The following is a 19768-nucleotide window of genomic DNA, read 5'->3' as shown; positions in this document are numbered from 1 at the left end:
ATGAAAGAAGAATATAAATTGAGCCATTTGAAGGAACTCGAAGCAGAGTCCATTCATATTATCCGTGAAGTGGCAGCGGAGTTTGAAAATCCGGTGATGCTGTATAGTATCGGCAAGGATTCTTCGGTTATGGTGCGCTTGGCCGAAAAGGCGTTTGCTCCCGGCAAAGTGCCGTTCCCGTTGATGCACATCGATTCCAAGTGGAAGTTTAAGGAGATGATACAGTTCCGTGACGAGTATGCCAGGAAGTATGGTTGGAACCTGATAGTGGAAAGCAATATGGAAGCTTTCAATGCGGGTGTCGGACCTTTTACGCATGGCAGCAAGGTGCATACGGACTTGATGAAGACGCAGGCTTTGCTCCACGCATTGGATAAGTATAAGTTTGATGCGGCATTCGGTGGCGCTCGCCGCGACGAGGAGAAGTCACGCGCCAAAGAGCGTATTTTCTCCTTCCGTGACAAGTTCCATCAATGGGACCCTAAAAATCAGCGCCCCGAATTGTGGGATATTTATAATGCCCGCGTACATAAGGGAGAGAGTATCCGCGTATTTCCGTTAAGTAATTGGACGGAGCTGGACATCTGGCAATATATACGTTTGGAAAACATTCCTATTGTGCCGTTGTATTTTGCCAAGGAACGTCCTTGTGTGGAGATTGACGGAAATCTGATAATGGCGGATGACGACCGCTTGCCGGAACAGTACCGCGACCGGATAAAGATGCGTATGGTGCGTTTCCGTACGCTGGGTTGCTGGCCGTTGACCGGTGCTGTGGAAAGCGATGCCGATACCATCGAGAAGATTGTCGAGGAAATGATGACCACCACCAAGAGTGAACGGACGACCCGTGTCATTGACTTCGACCAAGACGCAAGCATGGAGCAGAAGAAGCGCGAGGGATACTTTTAAATTGACAATTGATAATTGACAATTGATAATTATGGGGAAAGATAATCTCATAATGGATAGATCGTTTGCTTTTGCAATACGGATTGTTAAACTTTACAAGTTGTTGTGTGAGCATAGAAAGGAGTTTGTCCTTTCTAAGCAAATATTGAGAAGCGGGACAGCTATAGGTGCTTTGATTAAGGAAAGTGAACATGCTCAGTCAAAAGCTGATTTTATCAATAAATTGAGTATTGCTCTAAAAGAAGCAAATGAAACAGAATATTGGCTGATGCTATTGAAAGAATCTGATTATCTCTCAGCGGATGAATATAATTCCATGATAGAAGATTGTAGGGAACTGTTGAGGCTTCTTATTTCGATTATAAAAAAAATGAAAGAAAATAAAGTATGAAAGATATGTGTAAGGACGAATTGTCAATTATCAATTGTCAATTGTCAATTTCGGAGTTCCTCCGAAAGGATGAGCAGAAAGACTTGTTGCGCTTACTGACTGCCGGTTCTGTGGATGACGGAAAATCCACATTGATAGGCCGTCTGTTGTTCGACAGCAAGAAACTGTATGAGGACCAGCTGGACGCACTGGAACGCGACAGCAAGCGCATGGGAAATGCCGGCGACCACATTGACTATGCCCTTCTGCTGGACGGCTTGAAGGCAGAGCGCGAACAAGGCATCACCATTGACGTGGCATACCGCTACTTCTCGACCAACAACCGTAAGTTTATCATTGCCGACACTCCGGGACACGAGCAATACACACGCAACATGATTACCGGGGGCTCTACGGCTAACTTGGCGATTATTCTGGTGGATGCACGTATGGGTGTCATTACGCAGACGCGCCGGCATACTTTCCTGGTGTCGTTGCTTGGTATCAAGCATGTGGTGCTTGCTGTCAATAAGATGGACCTCGTGGATTTCTCCGAAGAACGTTTTAATGAGATAGTCGATGAATATCGGAAGTTTATAGCTCCATTGGGTATTCCTGACGTAAACTGCATTCCGCTGTCAGCTTTGGATGGCGACAATGTGGTGGAGAAATCGGAACGTACTCCTTGGTATGAGGGTATTTCACTTCTTGACTTTCTGGAGACGGTACATATTGACAACGACCATAATTTGAAGGATTTTCGTTTCCCGGTTCAATACGTCTTGCGCCCCAATCTCGATTTCCGTGGTTTTTGCGGTAAGGTGGCTTCGGGGATTATTCGTAAGGGAGATGAAGTGATGGCATTGCCTTCCGGTAAGAAGTCGCATATCAAGAGTATAGTTACATACGACGGCGAATTGGATTACGCCTTTCCGCCCCAGTCCGTCACCCTGACTCTGGAGGACGAAATAGATGTGTCGAGAGGGGAAATGCTGGTACATCCGGATAACCTGCCCGTCATGGACCGCAATTTTGAAACGATGTTGGTTTGGATGGATGAAGAGCCGATGGATATCAACAAATCATTCTTCATCAAACAGACCACCAATATAAGCCGCACCCGCATCGACAGCATTAAGTATAAAGTGGATGTCAATACGATGGAGCATCTTTCCATTGACAACGGAAAGTTGAGCAAGGAAACATTGCCGATGCAGCTCAACCAGATTGCGCGTGTGGTGCTGACTACTGCCAAAGAGCTTTTCTTTGACCCTTATCAGAAGAATAAGGCTACCGGTTCGTTTATCCTGATAGACCCGATAACCAACAATACCAGTGCTGTAGGTATGATTATCGATAGGGTGGAGGATAAGGATATGCACTTGGCTGAGGACTTGCCTATACTGAATTTGCCTAAGCTGGGTATAGCTCCCGAACATTACGAAGCTATAGAAAAGGCTGTGAAGGAGTTGGAGCGCCAAGGCATTGCAGTGGTTGTGGAAAAAGAATGAACAGCTTTTTGATAGAGTGGGAGAGAAACTGTAATATATTAATATATAGACTATAATGGGATTATTAGAATTCAACAAGCTTCCTATAAACACATTGGTAGGTGCAGATTGGAAAACATTCAAGGATATAACGGGCGGTCGTGACATCGGTGCTGCCTACAAAGGCAAGTATCGGCTGACAAAAGCCGTCTGCCGCCTGCTGTCCACTTTGGCTCCTCTGCAGGACAGACGCTATGAAAAGCTTCTGGCAGATAAGCCCCTGGAGCATGATCCGGTATTCATTTTGGGACACTGGCGTAGCGGGACTACGTTTGTACATAATGTTTTCTCCTGCGACAAGCATTTCGGCTACAACACGACATACCAGACAGTATTTCCGCATCTTATGATGTGGGGGCAGCCTTTCTTTAAGAAGAACATGAGTTGGTTGATGCCGGACAAACGCCCCACGGACAATATGGAGCTTGCCGTTGACCTTCCGCAAGAAGAGGAGTTTGCTTTGGCAAATATGATGCCCTACACCTATTATAATTTCTGGTTCCTACCCGAATATCAGCAAGAGTATGCCGATAAATACCTGCTGTTTGATGACATCACAGAAGAAGAACTGAAAGTGTTTGAGGAGACTTTTGTCAAACTGATAAAGATTTCTCTTTGGAATACGAACGGAACCCAGTTTCTTAGTAAGAATCCGCCCCATACGGGACGTGTGAGAGAGCTTGTCAAGATGTTCCCCAATGCTAAGTTTATCTATCTGATGCGTAATCCTTATACTGTGTTTGAAAGCACACGTAGTTTCTTTACCAACACCATTCAGCCGTTGAAGCTGCAGGATATCAGTAATGAGGAGCTTGAGAAGAATATTTTGTCCATTTATGCCAAACTGTATCATAAGTACGAAGCGGACAAGGCATGCATTCCTGAAGGAAACTTGATAGAGGTGAAGTTTGAAGACTTCGAAGCGGATGCAATGGGAATGACTGAACATATCTACAAGGCTTTGTCCATTCCGGGTTTTGTGGAGGCGCGTGCCGATATTGAGAAGTATGTAGGTGGAAAAAAGGGATATAAGAAGAATAAATACAAGTATGATGAGCGTACAGTGCAGTTGGTCCAGGATAACTGGAATTTTGCGCTGGAACAGTGGAAGTACAATTTATAATGATAGCCAATTATTAATGAAAGAAATGATTCAAAAGAAAGTTCGTATGTTGGGAGTGCTGTCTGCCATGCTCTGTTGTGGAGCTGTTTCTGCGCAGCAGCACGAGGTAGAGATGATTCCTTTCGGAAATATGGATCAATGGATTGACCGCCAAATCAAGGAATCAGGTATTATTGGCGGTGCCACGAAGAATGTGTATGCCATCGGGCCTACTGCTACTATCACCGAAACCAAAGCATACAAGAATATGGGAGGTTCGCCGTGGGCGACATCCAATGTGATGGCACGCGTGGCCGGTATCACGAAAACCAATACTTCTGTTTTCCCGGAAAAGAGAGGGGATGGTTTCTGCGCCCGCATGGACACCCGCATGGAGAGTGTGAAAGTTTTTGGAATAGTGGATATAACCGTTTTGGCTGCCGGTTCCATCTTCCTGGGTGAGGTGCACGAACCTATCAAGGGGACCAAGAATCCGCAGAAAATGCTGAATTCCGGCATACCGTTCACCAAGAAACCTATCGCCATACAGTTTGATTATAAAGTAAAGATGTCCGACCGCGAGAAGCGTATCCGTGCAACGGGCTTCAGCCGTATCACCGATGTGGAAGGAAAGGACTTCCCGGAAGTGAATCTGTTTCTGCAAAAGCGTTGGGAGGATGAGAAGGGGAACATCTATGCCAAGCGCGTAGGACGATGGTCGTAAGATATTATACTACTGCCGATTGGCATAATAATGCCACTTATTCCATCATGTACGGTGATATTACCGGTGATCCTGCATACAAGGCCCACATGATGCGTCTTCAGGTTGAAGAACGCTATGCAGTTAATAGCAAAGGAGAAAGTGTACCCGTGAAGGAGGTTGCCTGGGGTACGGAGGACGATGTGCCCACTCATTTGCTGTTGCAATTCACCTCCAGCCATGGTGGCGCTTATATAGGTTCTCCTGGCAATTCACTATGGATTGACAATGTAAAACTGGTCTATTGAGATTACTCCAAGATGTAGTATGATTTTGAGTGTGAATGAAGATTTATTTTTGGATATAAAAACAATATAATTATAGTAAGCGCATAAAAAATAGATTGTATTCTTCAGGCTATAAAATGACTTCATGCTAATATTTTGAGCATTTGTTAAGGGAGTTAAGAGTAAAAGCTGCATTATTTCATTTTTTACTCAAAAAATCTTTGGTATTATTAAAAATGTGTCTATTTTTGCATCAAGTTTTTGTGTCGTGTGGATACAAAAAAAGGTTAAAAATGATGAGGTGTAAAAACTCTAACATAAGAAAGTACCTAAATACTAAAACAATAGCACAATGTGCAGCGTTCTTTTTGTTCTGTTTGCTTCCTTTAAAAGGATTTAGCCAGGCGGGAGAAAAAACTGTAGATGCTTTGGTCAAGATGGGATTTGAAAATGTTGGATGGACGGAAGATGACAAGGAACGTGTTTATGTATTGCAGAACTCTGCATATCGCTTGCAGGGTGTCGGTATAAGTAAAGCGGTAGATATTATCCAAAAGATGGGTTTACCGGACGAAAAATCTTGTCGGATAATAGTCCTGGATAATAATGTACCTCAGATTTCGCTTTATTATCACCTTGTAAAAGGTGATTCCCTTTCCCGGGCCGAACGTGGCGATTGGAATGTTAGTTATGAATTGGATGATGCTTGGGGAAAAGCGCGGAAGATAAAGTTGAAAAATCGTTCTTTGTTTAAGGTTGATGTGCTGGTATATCCGCAGTTGGCATTGCGTAATTTGATACTTACGCAAATCTATCAAGTGCTGTTTGATTTGAGCCCGGCGGTGGAAGTGTCGCTTTGGAAAGGTATGAAACTGACTGCGCAGATGAAGATTCCGGTCTACAATGATGGATATGGAAGCTATGAAGATAAAATTCATCCGGGGCATCTGACGGTTTCTCAGCGTTTCCGTTTGCCATACAATGTGTTTGGCAAGGTGACAGTGGGCTATTTCAATGCCGACCGTTATGGAGTGGATGCAGAATTTTTCCATCCGTTTCCTGATGAAAGGTTTTCGGTGATGGCTCGTGTGGGGTGCACAGGAATAGGCTATTGGGATGGTTTCACATTGCACTATGACACGGATATGACGCTGACTTGGACATTGGGAGGCGGCTTTTACTGGCCTCGCTATAATACACTGTTCAGCTTGAAAGCCGAACAGTATTTGAAGGAGGACCGGGGAGTGAAATTTGAAATGATTCGTCATTTCCGTTATTGCTCTATCGGCTTTTATGCCATGAAAGCAAAATATGCTAAGGCCAATGGAGGATTTCGTTTTCAAGTGGCGTTGCCGCCTTATAAATACAAACGGTATAAGAAATGGCCGCGCATAAATACTTCTGCCAATATGGGGCTTGTCTATAATGCCGGTAATGAACGGTATTATTACAAGGAGTATAAGGCAGAAGCCAGTGACAATATAATGGAGAAGAATAGTTTTAACCCATATTTTATAAAGTCAGAATTGTTAAATTTTTAATTTATTATTGAGATGAAAAAGATTAAATTCTTTAACGGCATTGGTGGTATGTGTGCTTTTGCCGTAGTCGCTTTAGTAGGCTCTCTTCTTTTCACATCTTGTGAAAAGGAAGACTTAAATGCGACGTTTACAACGGAACCGGCAAAAGCAACTATTAATGTGAATGTTGTGGAATTCCCCAGCGGAACAGCCTTGTCTGGTGTTGCTATTGCTGCTGATAAAGGTGAAGTAAGCGGAATGACAGTTACGCTTAAAGCGGGTGCTGACAACAGTATCGCTGCTCAGGATGTAGTTATCAGTGCAACCGCTCCAGCAGGTTATGAAGCTATCCAGTCTGTTACAGTTCATGTTAACGCATTGAAAGCTGGTGGTGTGGCTACATATAATGCTACTTTGGTGGCAGTGAAAACTGCAACTCCGGAAGACCCTGATCAAGTGGTGATTACTTCTGAAGTAAAAAATAGTGTGGTTATTAAAGAGATGGAGAATTTTACCCATACTCATGCTGGGTATAATTGGTTGGAGAATGCGAATGATTATATGTTGGTTACCAAGATACATTATAAATCATATAACGAACAGACTGCTGCTCCTGAAGGTGAAGTGAAGGATGTTGATGTTACTGGTTTTGTTGAAGGTCTGAAGTATAACAATACTACACCGGCTGAACTGGAAATCAAAATTTCTGCATGGAGTATCTATCGTGCTTGGTCTGAGGCTTACCAGACAAATACTACTTACACTATTTCTTATAAAAACAGTGGAGAAGTTTTGGGTGTCATCAAGGCTGAAGGTCTGAATGGTGGTGGTGCTCAGTATGAAGAGATGGCTCACCCTAGTCACTCACACGCTTATCAGCACGGTCACGGACATGGTGCAGAAAATGCAGGTGGTGGTATCATAATTGCCGATTAATGGAGTAAGTAAGTGTATTAAAGAACGAATTATAAAAATATAAAGAAATGAAAGCTAAATTCTTAACCTTGTCCATCTTATTGGCTGGTTCTTGTGTATTTGCTAATGCGCAAGAAAAGAAGAACTATTATACGAAGAAAGCTTCTGATAACATCTTTGTAGGTGTTGGTGTTGGTGGAATGTCTGTATTGAATGGCGGACTGAACACTCCGACTATGAACTTCAACCTCCAGGTAGGTAAGTATATTACTCCGACTTGGGGAGTACGTGGTGAAGTTAGCGGTTTGTGGCAGAGCTTGACAACCAAGATAATTCATATTTCGTGACTTCTACAAATGAATATCACAAATATTGCAAGAAGTTCGGTGAAATCAATCTGGACGCAATGCTGAATCTGACAACTTTGTTTGGAGGTTATAATCCTAATCGTGTAGTTGACTTCTATTTATTTGGCGGTCCTACAATGAATTTGTCTTCAAAAGGAACTGAATTCACAGGCGCTACTACTGGCGATAACTATCAGGTACTGCAGGATAATGATGACCTGAAGGCTCGTTTCGGTGCTACTGCCGGTTTGGGTTTGGGCTTCAATTTGAACCAGAAGTTGGCTTTGAACGTAGAAGGCCGTTTGGGCGTTACTCCTTCTATCTTCGGTGATGCAAGTGACTGCCGTAAGGCTGAAGCTACTGCCCGTGTGAATGTAGGTTTGACTTACACATTCGGTGGCAAGAAGTTTGTGAAAGCTTCCAATATCGACGAAGATGCTGTGAATGCAGAAATCAACAGATACAGAAGCGAATTGGCTCAGGCTCAGGCTGACCTGGCTAACTGCAAGAACTCTTTGGCTAACATGAAGCCGGAAGTGAAAGAAGTTACCAAGGAAATCCAAGTTGCTGGTCCGCGTGCAATCTTCTTCAAGATTGGTAGCGCTCGTTTGGATGACTACGGTAAGGTTAACATCCAGTTGGCTGCCAAGATTCTGAAGGCTAACCCGGATAAGAAGTACAAGGTAGCAGGTTACTGTGACAAGGCTACAGGTAGCGCTTCCTGGAACCAGAAACTTTCTGAAAAACGTGCCCAGGTTGTTTACGATGCTTTGGTTGCTGAAGGCGTAAGCAAAGACCAGCTCGAGCTCGTTGGCTTCGGTGGTACAGAGAACATGTTCGGAAAGAACTTCTTGAACCGCGTAGTTATTCTTGAATAATCCTTTTTGTCTTAAATAGAGACTCTAGAGAAGGCGTCTGAATATCAGACGCCTTCTTTTTGATGATTCTATAGTAGGAATCCCTTGATTGAAGTTGTCTGTAATAATGAAATATAAGCTATATCTGTTTGTTCTGTTTTGCTGTGTGTCGTTTCCAATTGCTGCCCAGCTTACGTATGGTACGACGGGGCTGTTGCATGCGCCATCTGCTGAAATGCAGCGTGACAAAACCCTTATGATTGGCGGAAACTTCCTGAACAAGGAACTGACTCCTCCTACTTGGTATTATCATACATACAATTATTTTCTGAACGTGACGATATTCCCGTGGATGGAGGTTGCCTATACATGTACGCTTTTCAAAGCGGAAGCACTAGGCTTGAAGCCATACGGATATAGCGGCTTTACAAATCAGGACAGGTACTTCTCGCTTCGGTTAAGGGCTTTGAAAGAAGGGCAGTTTTGGAAATACATGCCAGCTGTAGTGATTGGGACTTCCGACCCTTTTACTTCAACAAACAGTGAACTGGCTCCGACGGAAGGGAATGGTTATTACAGCCGTTTCTATATTGCTGCTACCAAACATATTCCTCTTGGAAAAGAAGAAATCGGAGTACACCTTTCTTATCTTTATAATAAGCGTAGAGACTATAAGTTGAATGGAGTGGCTGCCGGTATTACTTATAACCCATCTTTTCATCCCCAATTGAGGATGATAGCGGAGTATGATTCCAAAGACTTTGCTCTGGGAGCCACTTATCTGCTTTTTAAGCATTTGCATGTGCAGGTGGAAATGCAGAGGATGAAATATTTCAGTGGAGGGTTGACATACAAAATTCATTTGAAATGATGTCGGCTTTTTTATAACATTTTCAGAGTATCTCCAATCAGATAACAAGAAAGCCTCCCGATATTTTTATTGTATACCGGGAGGCTTCTTTATGTACCATATTATCAGTCAAACAGACTTTTGAATTTCTTGAATATCTTCTCCTTAATCGAAGTGTTCGGCTTGAAGTTGTCCGATGTTTCCATTTCCTCCAGCGCCTTCTTCTCATCCTTGCTCAGTGTTTCGGGCACGTATACGCTGACATTTACCAGCAAGTCTCCCGTGCCGTATCCGTTTACGTTCGGCAAACCTTTGCCACGCAGGCGGAGTACTTTTCCCGGTTGCGTACCTGAGTCAATTTTTACTTTCACCTTTCCGTCAATCGTGGGAATTTCTACCGCACCACCCAAGGCTGCTGTCGGGAAGCTGAGGAGCAGGTTGTAAATCAAGTCGTTTTCATCGCGTATCAAGTTCGGGTCTTGCTCTTCCTCTACAAGAATCAGCAGGTCTCCCGGCACGCCGTTGTGCTTGCCAGCGTTTCCTTTTCCTCCCATAGAGAGTTGCATACCTTCTGCAACGCCTTTCGGGATTTTTACGGTTACTACTTCTTCACCGTATACAATACCTTCACCGGCACACTCCTTACACTTGTTCTTGATGATTTTGCCCTCACCGCCACACGTCGGGCAGGTGGCTCTTGTTTGCATGGTGCCGAGTATGGTCTGCTGGTTACGGATTACTGTACCGCTGCCGTTACAAGTCGGACAAGTCTCTGAACCACCGTCGCCTTCGGCTCCAGTGCCATGACAGTGGGTACAAGGTACGTATTTCTTCAGTTTGAATTTCTTTTCCACACCGGTAGAGATTTCCTTGAGGTTCAGTTTCACCTTGACACGCAGGTCCGAACCACGGTAACGGCGTTGTTGTTGTGCTCCACCGCCTCCGCCGAAACCTCCAAAACCGCCGAAACCTCCACTGTGTCCGCCAAAGATATCACCGAACATGGAGAAGATGTCGTCCATGGACATACCTCCGCTGAAACCGCCGAACGGACCGCCATTACCGGCAGCGCCACCCAGTCCGGCATGACCGAACTGATCGTAGCGGGCACGCTTGTCCGGATTGCTTAGTACGTCGTATGCTTCTGCCGCTTCCTTGAATTTCTCTTCGGCTGTTTTGTCGCCCGGATTCTTGTCCGGATGATATTGGATGGCTTTCTTGCGATAGGCTTTCTTTATTTCTTCTACCGTTGCTGTCTTTTCGACTTCCAATACTTCGTAGTAATCTCTTTTTTCCATACAGTTTTATGTTATTCTCCGACTACCACTTTGGCATGACGGATCACTTTGTCGTTTAGGATGTAACCGGTTTGTACGCAGTCCAGAATTTTGCCTTTCAGTGCTTCATTGGGTGCCGGAATCACGGCGATGGCTTCGTGATAGTCTGTATCGAGCGGTTGTTCCTTTGTCTCTATTACCTTAACGCCGTTTTGTCCCAGTACAGACATGAACTTGTTGTAGATAAGTTCCACACCTTCTTTTACGGCAGCTACATCGGTAGCTGTCTCCATGTTTTTGAGGGCGCGTTCAAAGTCATCCACAATGGGTAGGATACTGCTGATACTCTTTTCACCACCGTTCAGGATGAGTTCTGCCTTCTCCTTCATGGTACGTTTGCGGTAATTGTCAAACTCGGCAGACAAGCGCAGATATTTGTCTTTCTGCTCTTCAATCTGTTCATTTGCCTTTTCCAGTTCCTGGGCAAGCTTTTCTTCTTCTGTCAGGGGAGCTTCGTTTTCTTGTGAAGCTTCTTGTCCTACGGTTTCTTCGTCACATTCGTTAGGAGCAGCCTGAGTTTTCAGCTCTTCTTCCTGGTTGTTTTCTTTTTCTTTCGGATTCATATTGTTATGCTTATTATTCTTGTAAAATGATTTTGCTTTCATTGCTGTTAAGGGTTTAAGTTAATACGATATCAGTGCCCCAGCAAAAACTTTGCCAAAACGGATGTTTTTGCCGAAAACGCAGCAAAGGTAATACTTTTATGCCAGATTGACAGCGCTTCTTTGTGTCTATTCATGGAAAAATAACTATCTTTGAATAAGATAGGCGGCATCTCAGCAAAACTTTTTCATGCAAGCATGAAAGTTTTACGTTCAATTTGCACTATCTTTGCACTCGCAATTCGCAGACTAATAGGTATTAAATAGTAAATTGTAAATAAATAAATTGTAAATATAAAGATGATTACAGTCTCTAATGTCTCAGTACAGTTTGGTAAAAGAGTGTTGTTCAATGACGTAAACCTGAAGTTTACAAGTGGTAACTGTTATGGTATCATCGGTGCCAACGGCGCCGGAAAATCTACTTTCCTGAAAACGATTTCCGGGGAACTGGAACCTACGACGGGCTCCATCATGCTGGCTCCGGGAGAGCGTCTTTCCGTTTTGAGCCAGGACCACTTCAAGTGGGATGCTTTTACGGTGATGGACACGGTGATGATGGGACACACGGTGTTGTGGGACATCATGAAGCAGCGTGAAGTGCTGTATGCCAAAGAGGATTTTACAGACGAGGATGGACTGAAGGTTTCCGAATTGGAAGAGAAATTTGCCGAGCTGGACGGCTGGAATGCCGAAAGCGATGCTGCCGCCTTGCTGAGTGGCTTGGGTATCAAGGAAGACAAGCATTATCTGTTGATGGGTGAGTTGAACAACAAGGAAAAGGTGCGTGTCATGTTGGCGCAAGCTCTCTATGGAAATCCAGATAACTTGCTGCTGGACGAGCCGACAATGACTTGGATATGGAGACCGTGACTTGGCTGGAAGATTACTTGTCAAACTTTGAGCATACAGTGCTGGTGGTGAGCCACGACCGTCACTTCCTCGACTCCGTTTGTACGCATACGGTGGACATCGACTACGGAAAGATTAACCTCTTTGCCGGTAACTATAGCTTCTGGTACGAGTCCAGCCAGCTGGCGCTCCGTCAGCAGCAGAACCAGAAGGCAAAGGCCGAGGAGAAGAAGAAAGAGCTGGAAGAGTTCATCCGCCGGTTCAGTGCCAATGTGGCAAAGAGCAAGCAGACTACCAGCCGCAAGAAGATGTTGGAGAAGCTGAATGTAGAAGAAATCAAGCCGTCATCCCGTAAGTATCCGGGTATCATCTTTACGCCCGAACGCGAACCGGGTAATCAGATTCTGGAAGTTTCCGGTTTGACGAAGACGCTGGAAGATGGCACGGTGTTGTTTCGCGACGTCAACTTCAACGTAGAGAAGGGAGACAAGATTGTATTCCTTTCGCACGACCCGCGTGCCATGACCGCTCTGTTCGAGATAATCAACGAGAATATGAAACCGGATGCGGGTACTTTCAACTGGGGTGTGACTATCACCACCGCTTACCTGCCGCTGGACAATACTTCATTCTTTAATACAGACCTGAATCTGGTGGACTGGTTGAGCCAGTTCGGTGAAGGCAATGAAGTATACATGAAGAGCTTCCTGGGACGTATGCTTTTCTCCGGCGAGGAGGTGCTGAAGAAAGCAAGCGTATTGTCGGGAGGTGAGAAGATGCGTTGCATGATTGCACGTATGCAGCTGCGCAATGCCAATTGCTTGATTCTGGATACACCTACCAATCACCTCGACTTGGAGTCTATCCAGGCATTCAACAATAACTTGAAGACCTATAAGGGCAATATCCTTTTCTCATCCCACGACCACGAGTTCATTCAGACGGTTGCCAACCGTATCATCGAGTTGACTCCGAACGGCATCATCGACAAGATGATGGAATATGATGAGTACATCACTTCAGACCACATCAAGGAGCTGAAAGCACGGATGTACGGAGCTTAAAAGGTAGATGTTCTTGACAAATAATAATCCCTTCCCGAGGCTTCCGGACGTTTTACTAAAACTTTTCTGACGATTTACTAAATCGTTCCCGGAGATTTAGTAAATCGTCGGACAAGATTTACTAAAACAGTAATCCCCCTCTCAGAACTACTTCTGGAGGGGGATTTCTGTTTTTTCTTGATACGTTGAAAAAAGTGTACAATCCTACTGCTTGTCCTTATAGACGATGATGCCTTTGCTGTCTCCGAAAAGGTTGTCTCCCAGCGTGGTAATCTTGTTGCCCGTGGCAAGCACATGGCGCAGGTTGTCGCATCCTATAAAAGCTCCGTACTCAATGGCGGTTACACTGGCAGGAAGCACCAGCGTGCCGCACAAACGACCGCAGCCGCTGAATGCACGCTGTCCGATGCTTTTAAGCTTGCGGGAGTCGTACGTTCAGCAGATACTTCTTTTGGGTGAAGGTGTAGTCGGGGATGGCAGTGGCATCACTGTTGGTCATGTCGATGGAAACCAGATTGGGCATATAGTCGCGTATCAGGGTGAAGTCGGCTTCGTCCATTTTGCCTTCAACGGTCAGGAAGTTGACGTCTTTGGGCTGAAATCCGGCTCTTAACAGTTCGCTGGCAAGGCTGCTCATTTTGCCAATCTGCACATTTACTGTCAGTGGCTCTCCTTCGATGAACGCAAAGGTCTCCCATTTCTTTTTGATACGATAGGAGTCACTGCATCCCAATGGAACGAATATGGCTGTAACGCTATCGGCCAATGCTTCGGACAACAGGTTGGGAGCCGTTTTCTTCCGTATCTGGCATATCTTGAGATTTTTGCATCCTTTAAAGGCAGCATCTTCGATGTTCTTGGTCTTGTCGGAAAGGATAATCCTGGTCAGCGTTTCCTTACCTACAAATGTGCTGTCGTCCATTTGCTTGCAGAAGGCATATGCCGGAATGCAATTGGCAGGATATACATAAAAACGGTTTGGATACGTCCCGTTCTTGCCTGCATACATGCTGATGGAGGCATTTGAGATGTCCAGCAGTTGCAGGTTTTTGAATTCATCCCGTAGATGCCTGAAATCTACGGCATTCAGCCTGCCCTGCAGGGTCAGTTGAGTGATTTCATTGGCTTCCGCTTCTGTCATCAGTTCCACCAGGGTACCGGGTTTGGCTACGTAGTATTTTTTGATTTTTGTGCCGAGGCATTCAGCATTAACGCCAGTCCGGCAACGGCTAAAAGTATTTTTCTTAGTTTCATGTTTGTCGATTCCAGATTGATTTTTCAAATATAAGAAGAAACCGGCAGGAATACATGAAGTTTTTTCTTTTTATTATTATTTTTGTCGGATATTAATCAAAATGAGATACAAATGGAGACGGAAGAAACTGTGAAGGAAGAGTGTGTTGCTGTGAGTAAAGCAAAACGTATTTGGCTGGCATTCGTTGATATAGTACTGTTTACTGTACTTTTTATGATTTTTCTGTTTTTGTTTGCCATACCTTTTGCGATTGCTTTTCCGGAATTAAAAACGGAGGTGAGTGAAACAAATATCTATTTTTTGATACTGAATGAAGTCTTGATGTTGGCCAGTGGACTTGTTGCCGCTTGTATGGTGCTGGGCTTCAGGAAGCTTCCTTTTTCGGGCTTGGGCTTGTCTTTGAAGGGATGGGCAGAAGCCTGCTGAACGGGGCTTTGTTTGTCGTGTTCTTGTATGCAGTTGGTTTTGGCTTGTCTTTATTGTTGGGGGCTGTGGAAGTGGCAGGGGTCTTGTTTTCTCCCATTTCGTTGTTGGCAAGTCTTTTGCTTTATTTTTTAGTGGCAGTTACGGAAGAAGTTATTGGACGCGGTTTCATTTTAGGGCGTATGCTGGATAGAGGCATCAATAGGTTTGTGGCATTGCTTATCTCTGCGGTGTTGTTTTCGTTGATGCATCTTTTCAATCCCAGCTTTGCCTTTGTCCCGTTTTTGAATATCATGCTGGCGGGTTGTTTCTTGGGAGCTTCCTATATATACACGCGCAACCTCTGTTTCCCCATTGCCTTGCATTGGTTCTGGAACTGGATTCAAGGTTCTGTTTTGGGATATAAAGTCAGTGGAAACGAATTCAGCAATGAGAATCTGCTGATTCTTCACTTTCCGGAAGAAAATCTGATAAATGGAGGAACTTTCGGGTTCGAAGGCTCCATTCTGTGTTCACTACTTTTAGTGCTTGGTACAGTAATTATCTTAAGACACTATTATAAGGGATTAGGGATTAAGGATTAATACGGAAACCATTAATCCCTAATCCTTAATCCTTAATCCTTAATCCTTAATCCTTAATCCTTAATCCTTAATTCTGTTCCACTCCTTTCATTGTCAGCTGTATGCGTTTCCGGTCCATATCTATGCTGAGTACCTTTACGCGTATATGTTGGTGAATGGACACCACTTCATTGGGGTCTGATATGAACCGGTCGGCAAGTTGGGAGAGGTGTACCAGTCCGTTTTCCTTGATGCCTATATCGACAAATGCGCCGAAGTTGGTGATGTTTCCTACAATGCCGGGCAGTTCCATGCCTTCGCGCAGGTCGTTGATGGTGCGCACGTTCTTGTCGAATTCAAATATCTTTATCGGTCCGCGCGGGTCACGTCCGGGCTTGTCCAGCTCTTGCAGGATGTCTTTCAGTGTCGGCATGCCCACGGTGGGGGAGAGGTAGCGTTCCGGACTAATCTTCAGACGCAGCTCCCGGCTGGCTATCAGCTCGGCTACGCTGCAACCCAAGTCCTTTGCCATCTGTTCTACGATGCAATAGCTTTCCGGGTGCACGGCAGTGTTGTCCAGCGGGTTCTTTGCCTGCGGAATACGTAGGAAGCCGGCACATTGCTCAAACGCCTTGGCACCCATGCGCGGCACTTTCATCAGTTCCTTGCGCGAGGTGAAGGCACCGTTTTCGGCACGATAGTTCACAATGTTCTGTGCCAGTTGCGGACCCAATCCCGAGATGTAGGTCAGCAGATGGCTGCTTGCGGTGTTCAGGTTGACACCTACCAGGTTTACACAGTTTTCTACGGTCTGGTCCAGTGATTTTTTCAGCTTGGTTTGGTCCACATCATGCTGGTACTGCCCCACACCAATAGATTTCGGGTCAATCTTTACCAACTCTGCCAGCGGGTCCATCAGTCGTCTGCCTATGGACACGGCACCGCGTACGGTGACGTCGTAGTCGGGAAACTCGTCCCGTGCAATTTTAGAGGCCGAATAGATGGAAGCTCCCTGCTCGCTGACAATGAATATCTGTATGTCGCGGCTGAAGCGCTGATGTTTCAGGAACTCCTCCGTCTCGCGGCTGGCTGTTCCGTTACCTATGGCTACGGCATCTATCTTATAAGACTCTATCATCATTTGCAGCTTGGCAAATGCCTCTTTCTGCTTGCTGACCGGAGGGTGGGGGTAGATGTTCTCATTGTGGAGCAGATTTCCTTGTGCATCGAGACACACAACTTTACAACCCGTACGAAATCCGGGGTCTATACCCATCACACGCTTTTGCCCCAGTGGTGAAGCCAGCAACAACTGACGGAGGTTTTCTGCAAATACCTTGATGGCTTCCTCATCGGCACGCTCTTTGCTTTGCGTGGCAAATTCCGTCTCTATGGATGGCTTCAATAGGCGTTTGTAGGAATCCTGCACGGCTTCCGTCACTTGCTGTCCGCAGGCGTTGCTGCTCCGCACGAATTGGCGTTCCAGCCGTTCCACGCACTCCTCATCGTCCGGGCTGATGCTGACTTTCAGCAGACCTTCCGCTTCGGCGCGCCGGATGGCGAGCAAGCGGTGGGAGCTGCATCGCTTCAACGGTTCGGAGCAGTCGAAATAGTCGCGGTATTTGGCAGCTTCTTCCTCCTTGCCTTTCACCACCTTGGCGGTCAGTATGCCTTGGCGGGCAAATGCGTTCCGTACGCTGTTTCGGGCACGTTCGTCCTCGCTCACGTGCTCGGCTATGATGTCACGGGCACCTTTCAGTGCATCTTCCACGTTCTTCACCTCGCCTTTCACATAGCCTGCGGCACGTACCTCCGGGTGAGGCTCACGTTGCAGCATCAGCAGGGTGGCAAGGGGTTCCAGTCCTTTTTGACGGGCTGCCTCGGCACGTGTTTTCCGTTTGGGCTTGTAGGGGAGGTAGATATCCTCCAGTATGGTATTGTCCCAAGTCTCCTCGATGCGTTTCTGAAGTTCGGCAGTCAGTTTGCCTTGTTCTTGAATGGTGCTGAGAATGGTTTCTTTGCGCTTGGCGGTTTCGCTCAGTTTCTCATATTGCGTCTGGATAGCCTCAATCTGCACTTCGTCCAGTCCTCCCGTCACTTCCTTTCGGTAGCGGCTGATGAAAGGAATGGTGGCGCCATCGTTCAGCAGTCCGAGGGTCTGTGCTATTTGTTTCTCTGATATGCCGAGGGCGGCAGATATCATGCAGTGGAAATCTTGTGTCATTTTGTATCTCATTTTATAATAGGCGCCAAAAGTACAAAAAACAATTGTTGTTTTTTCTTTAGGTTCCAACTTTTATCTATATTTGTCACAGCTATGGAGCAATTAAAAGAATCAATCAATTGAAGTATATATATCGTACAATATTGCCGTGCATGGTAGCACTTTTCTGTTGCCTTTTGCCCGCTTTTTCTATTACGGGAGAGCATCCGGTACTGATTATCAGTTCCTATAACCCGGATGCCGGCCGTACTTCCGGCAACATCTCCGACTTTATGGAGGAGTTCCAACGCCTGGGCGGGACAAACACCATCGCATTGGAAAACATGAACTGCAAGAGTTTTTCCGAATCCCCTCTTTGGGAGAGGAGAATGGCTGAGCTGCTGGCTAAATATCAAGGTAATAAAAGTCCGGCGCTGATTGTACTTATAGGGCAGGAAGCTGGGCAGCCTATCTTTCTCTGCCCGACTCCATACGTGGCAATACTCCGGTCGTAAGTGCATTGTCCAGCCGTAACGCCATATTGCTGCCGGGTGATACCGTTGACCTGACGACCTGGATGCCCGAATCCGTCGACTTCTTCACGGATTTCCCCTGTTCGCCTATCAAGGCCGGCTTCGTTTATGAGTATGATGTGGAGGCCAACATCAACATGATAAAGCAGATGTATCCCGGAACCAAGAATATTGCTTTTGTCTCAGACAACAGTTATGGCGGCGTTGCCATGCAGGCTTATGTAGTGAAGGAGATGCAGAAGTTTCCCGAACTAAACCTGATTCTGCTGGACGGACGCGTCAATACCATATATACCATTTGTGACAGATTGCATGAGTTACCGGAAAATACAGCTATATTGATGGGGACATGGCGTGTGGATATGAATGATGGTTACTTCATGCGGAATGCAACCTACGCATGATGGAAGCAACTCCCACTTTGCCCACTTTCTCGCTCAGTTCCGTAGGCTTGGGATATTGGGCTGTGGCAGGTGTTGTTCCTGCCTACCGTGCTTTGGGCAAGGAGATGGCAAGACAGGCCTACCGCCTGCTGACCACCCCGCAGGATGGTGAGACCCATATGGAAATCATTCCTAATGAGACCATACTGGACGGCAAACTTGTGAAAGAAAAGAAACTGAATATCGCCGGCCTTTCGCAGCCGGTAAAGATGCTGAACGTACCCCCTTCTTTCTACGAACAGTACAAGTATCATATCTGGTTTGTCGGTGCTGTTCTATTGGTGCTGTTTGTCGGTTTGTTCGTTTCCCTTTATTTTTATTATCATACAAAGAAGTTGAAGGATGAACTGGAGGTATCCGAAGGTGCTTTGCGCGAAGCAAAGGACCGTGCCGAAGAATCCAGCCGCCTGAAGAGTGCTTTCCTTGCCAATATGAGCCACGAAATCCGTACTCCATTGAATGCGATTGTGGGCTTCTCGGACGTGCTGTCTGCCGGAGGAGCCTCGGAAGAAGAACAGCGTGGCTATTTCGAGATTATCAGGACCAACTCTGATTTGCTGCTTCGGTTGATTAATGACATATTGGATGTGTCCCGTTTGGAGACCGACCGCGTCATCCTTTCTTTGGAGAGCTGCAATGTAGTGCAGATATGCCAGCAGGTAGTAGCTTCCGTAGCCCAGGCACGAAGGTCGACCAACCAATTTTTATTTGAGTGTGAACGTGAGGTAGTGGAGATGCGGACGGATGTGCAGCGTTTACAGCAGGTTGTGATAAATCTGCTTTCCAATGCGGACAAGTTTACAAAGGAAGGTACGATAACCTTGAAGCTGGAGCTGGATACGGCGGGGAATGTTGCTGTATTTTCGGTGACTGACACCGGTTGCGGCATTCCGTTGGACAAGCAGAAACGGGTGTTCGAACGTTTCGAGAAGCTGAACGAATATGTGCAGGGAACCGGCTTGGGCTTGTCCATCTGTAAGCTGACCGTCGAGAAGTGGGGCGGCGAGATTTGGATAGATCCTGCCTATACGGATGGAGCGCGGTTTATGTTTACCCATCCCATGAACTTATAAGGACTGA

General features: G+C 45.8%; 10 protein-coding genes and 6 pseudogenes. 12 read left to right on the top strand and 4 right to left on the bottom strand.

The features are described from left to right. The 9 genes and pseudogenes from cysD to JCM16496_RS13880 all read left to right on the top strand — a co-directional run bounded on the left by cysD (nt 1) and on the right by JCM16496_RS13880 (nt 9434). Nucleotides 1–912, top strand: a complete 912-nt coding sequence (gene cysD / locus JCM16496_RS13920; protein ID WP_025835050.1) for a sulfate adenylyltransferase subunit CysD — start codon at nt 1–3, stop codon at nt 910–912. 31 nt (nt 913–943) lie between these two features. Next, on the top strand, nt 944–1303 hold the full coding sequence (locus JCM16496_RS13915; protein WP_025835048.1) for a four helix bundle protein: 360 nt from the start codon (nt 944–946) through the stop codon (nt 1301–1303). A gap of 5 nt (nt 1304–1308) precedes the next feature. After that, the gene (gene cysN / locus JCM16496_RS13910; RefSeq protein ID WP_128809614.1) at nt 1309–2793 is read left to right on the top strand and encodes a sulfate adenylyltransferase subunit CysN; all 1485 of its coding nucleotides are present in this window, start codon (nt 1309–1311) and stop codon (nt 2791–2793) included. Nucleotides 2794–2848: 55 nt separating this feature from the next. Further along, complete coding sequence (locus JCM16496_RS13905; protein ID WP_025835045.1) at nt 2849–3955, top strand: cholesterol-responsive sulfotransferase; 1107 nt, start codon at nt 2849–2851, stop codon at nt 3953–3955. Nucleotides 3956–3980: 25 nt separating this feature from the next. Then, a pseudogene (locus tag JCM16496_RS13900) lies at nt 3981–4945 on the top strand (PCMD domain-containing protein). A 275-nt stretch (nt 4946–5220) separates the two neighbouring features. Further along, nucleotides 5221–6465: a hypothetical protein gene (locus tag JCM16496_RS13895; RefSeq protein ID WP_025835035.1), complete on the top strand. Its 1245-nt coding sequence runs from the start codon at nt 5221–5223 to the stop codon at nt 6463–6465. 12 nt (nt 6466–6477) lie between these two features. Continuing rightward, complete coding sequence (locus JCM16496_RS13890) at nt 6478–7380, top strand: peptidase associated/transthyretin-like domain-containing protein (protein WP_025835032.1); 903 nt, start codon at nt 6478–6480, stop codon at nt 7378–7380. A 47-nt stretch (nt 7381–7427) separates the two neighbouring features. Continuing rightward, a pseudogene (locus tag JCM16496_RS24795) lies at nt 7428–8584 on the top strand (OmpA family protein). Nucleotides 8585–8690: 106 nt separating this feature from the next. Then, nucleotides 8691–9434, top strand: a complete 744-nt coding sequence (locus JCM16496_RS13880; protein WP_128809613.1) for a YjbH domain-containing protein — start codon at nt 8691–8693, stop codon at nt 9432–9434. 104 nt (nt 9435–9538) lie between these two features. On the opposite strand, the gene dnaJ is transcribed toward JCM16496_RS13880, so the two are convergent. Both dnaJ and JCM16496_RS13870 read right to left on the bottom strand, forming a co-directional pair. After that, complete coding sequence (dnaJ, locus tag JCM16496_RS13875; protein ID WP_025835029.1) at nt 9539–10711, bottom strand: molecular chaperone DnaJ; 1173 nt, start codon at nt 10709–10711, stop codon at nt 9539–9541. A gap of 11 nt (nt 10712–10722) precedes the next feature. Continuing rightward, nucleotides 10723–11355, bottom strand: coding sequence for a nucleotide exchange factor GrpE (locus tag JCM16496_RS13870; RefSeq protein ID WP_025835027.1), 633 nt, complete (start codon nt 11353–11355; stop codon nt 10723–10725). Nucleotides 11356–11652: 297 nt separating this feature from the next. On the opposite strand from JCM16496_RS13870, the pseudogene JCM16496_RS13860 reads away from it, so the two are divergent. Further along, nucleotides 11653–13268 (top strand): annotated as a pseudogene (locus tag JCM16496_RS13860) (ABC-F family ATP-binding cassette domain-containing protein). A 204-nt stretch (nt 13269–13472) separates the two neighbouring features. Here JCM16496_RS13860 and JCM16496_RS13855 read toward each other — a convergent pair. Beyond that, nucleotides 13473–14522 (bottom strand): annotated as a pseudogene (locus JCM16496_RS13855) (leucine-rich repeat domain-containing protein). Nucleotides 14523–14634: 112 nt separating this feature from the next. On the opposite strand from JCM16496_RS13855, the pseudogene JCM16496_RS13850 reads away from it, so the two are divergent. After that, nucleotides 14635–15530, top strand: a pseudogene (locus JCM16496_RS13850) (CPBP family intramembrane glutamic endopeptidase). A gap of 67 nt (nt 15531–15597) precedes the next feature. On the opposite strand, the gene JCM16496_RS13845 reads toward JCM16496_RS13850, so the two are convergent. Then, a complete protein-coding gene (locus tag JCM16496_RS13845) occupies nt 15598–17733 on the bottom strand; it encodes a Tex family protein (RefSeq protein ID WP_025835025.1) in 2136 nt (711 codons plus the stop codon). Between the two features lie 152 nt (nt 17734–17885). Here JCM16496_RS13845 and JCM16496_RS13840 point away from each other — a divergent pair. Then, nucleotides 17886–19761: pseudogene (locus JCM16496_RS13840) on the top strand (sensor histidine kinase). The last annotated feature ends 7 nt before the right edge of the window (nt 19762–19768 follow it).

The sequence above is a fragment of the Bacteroides rodentium JCM 16496 genome, from assembly GCF_000614125.1.
GTDB classification, from domain to species: domain Bacteria; phylum Bacteroidota; class Bacteroidia; order Bacteroidales; family Bacteroidaceae; genus Bacteroides; species Bacteroides rodentium.
Note: the sequence above shows the minus strand (reverse complement) of the source record. Positions and strands in the feature narration are given on the sequence as shown.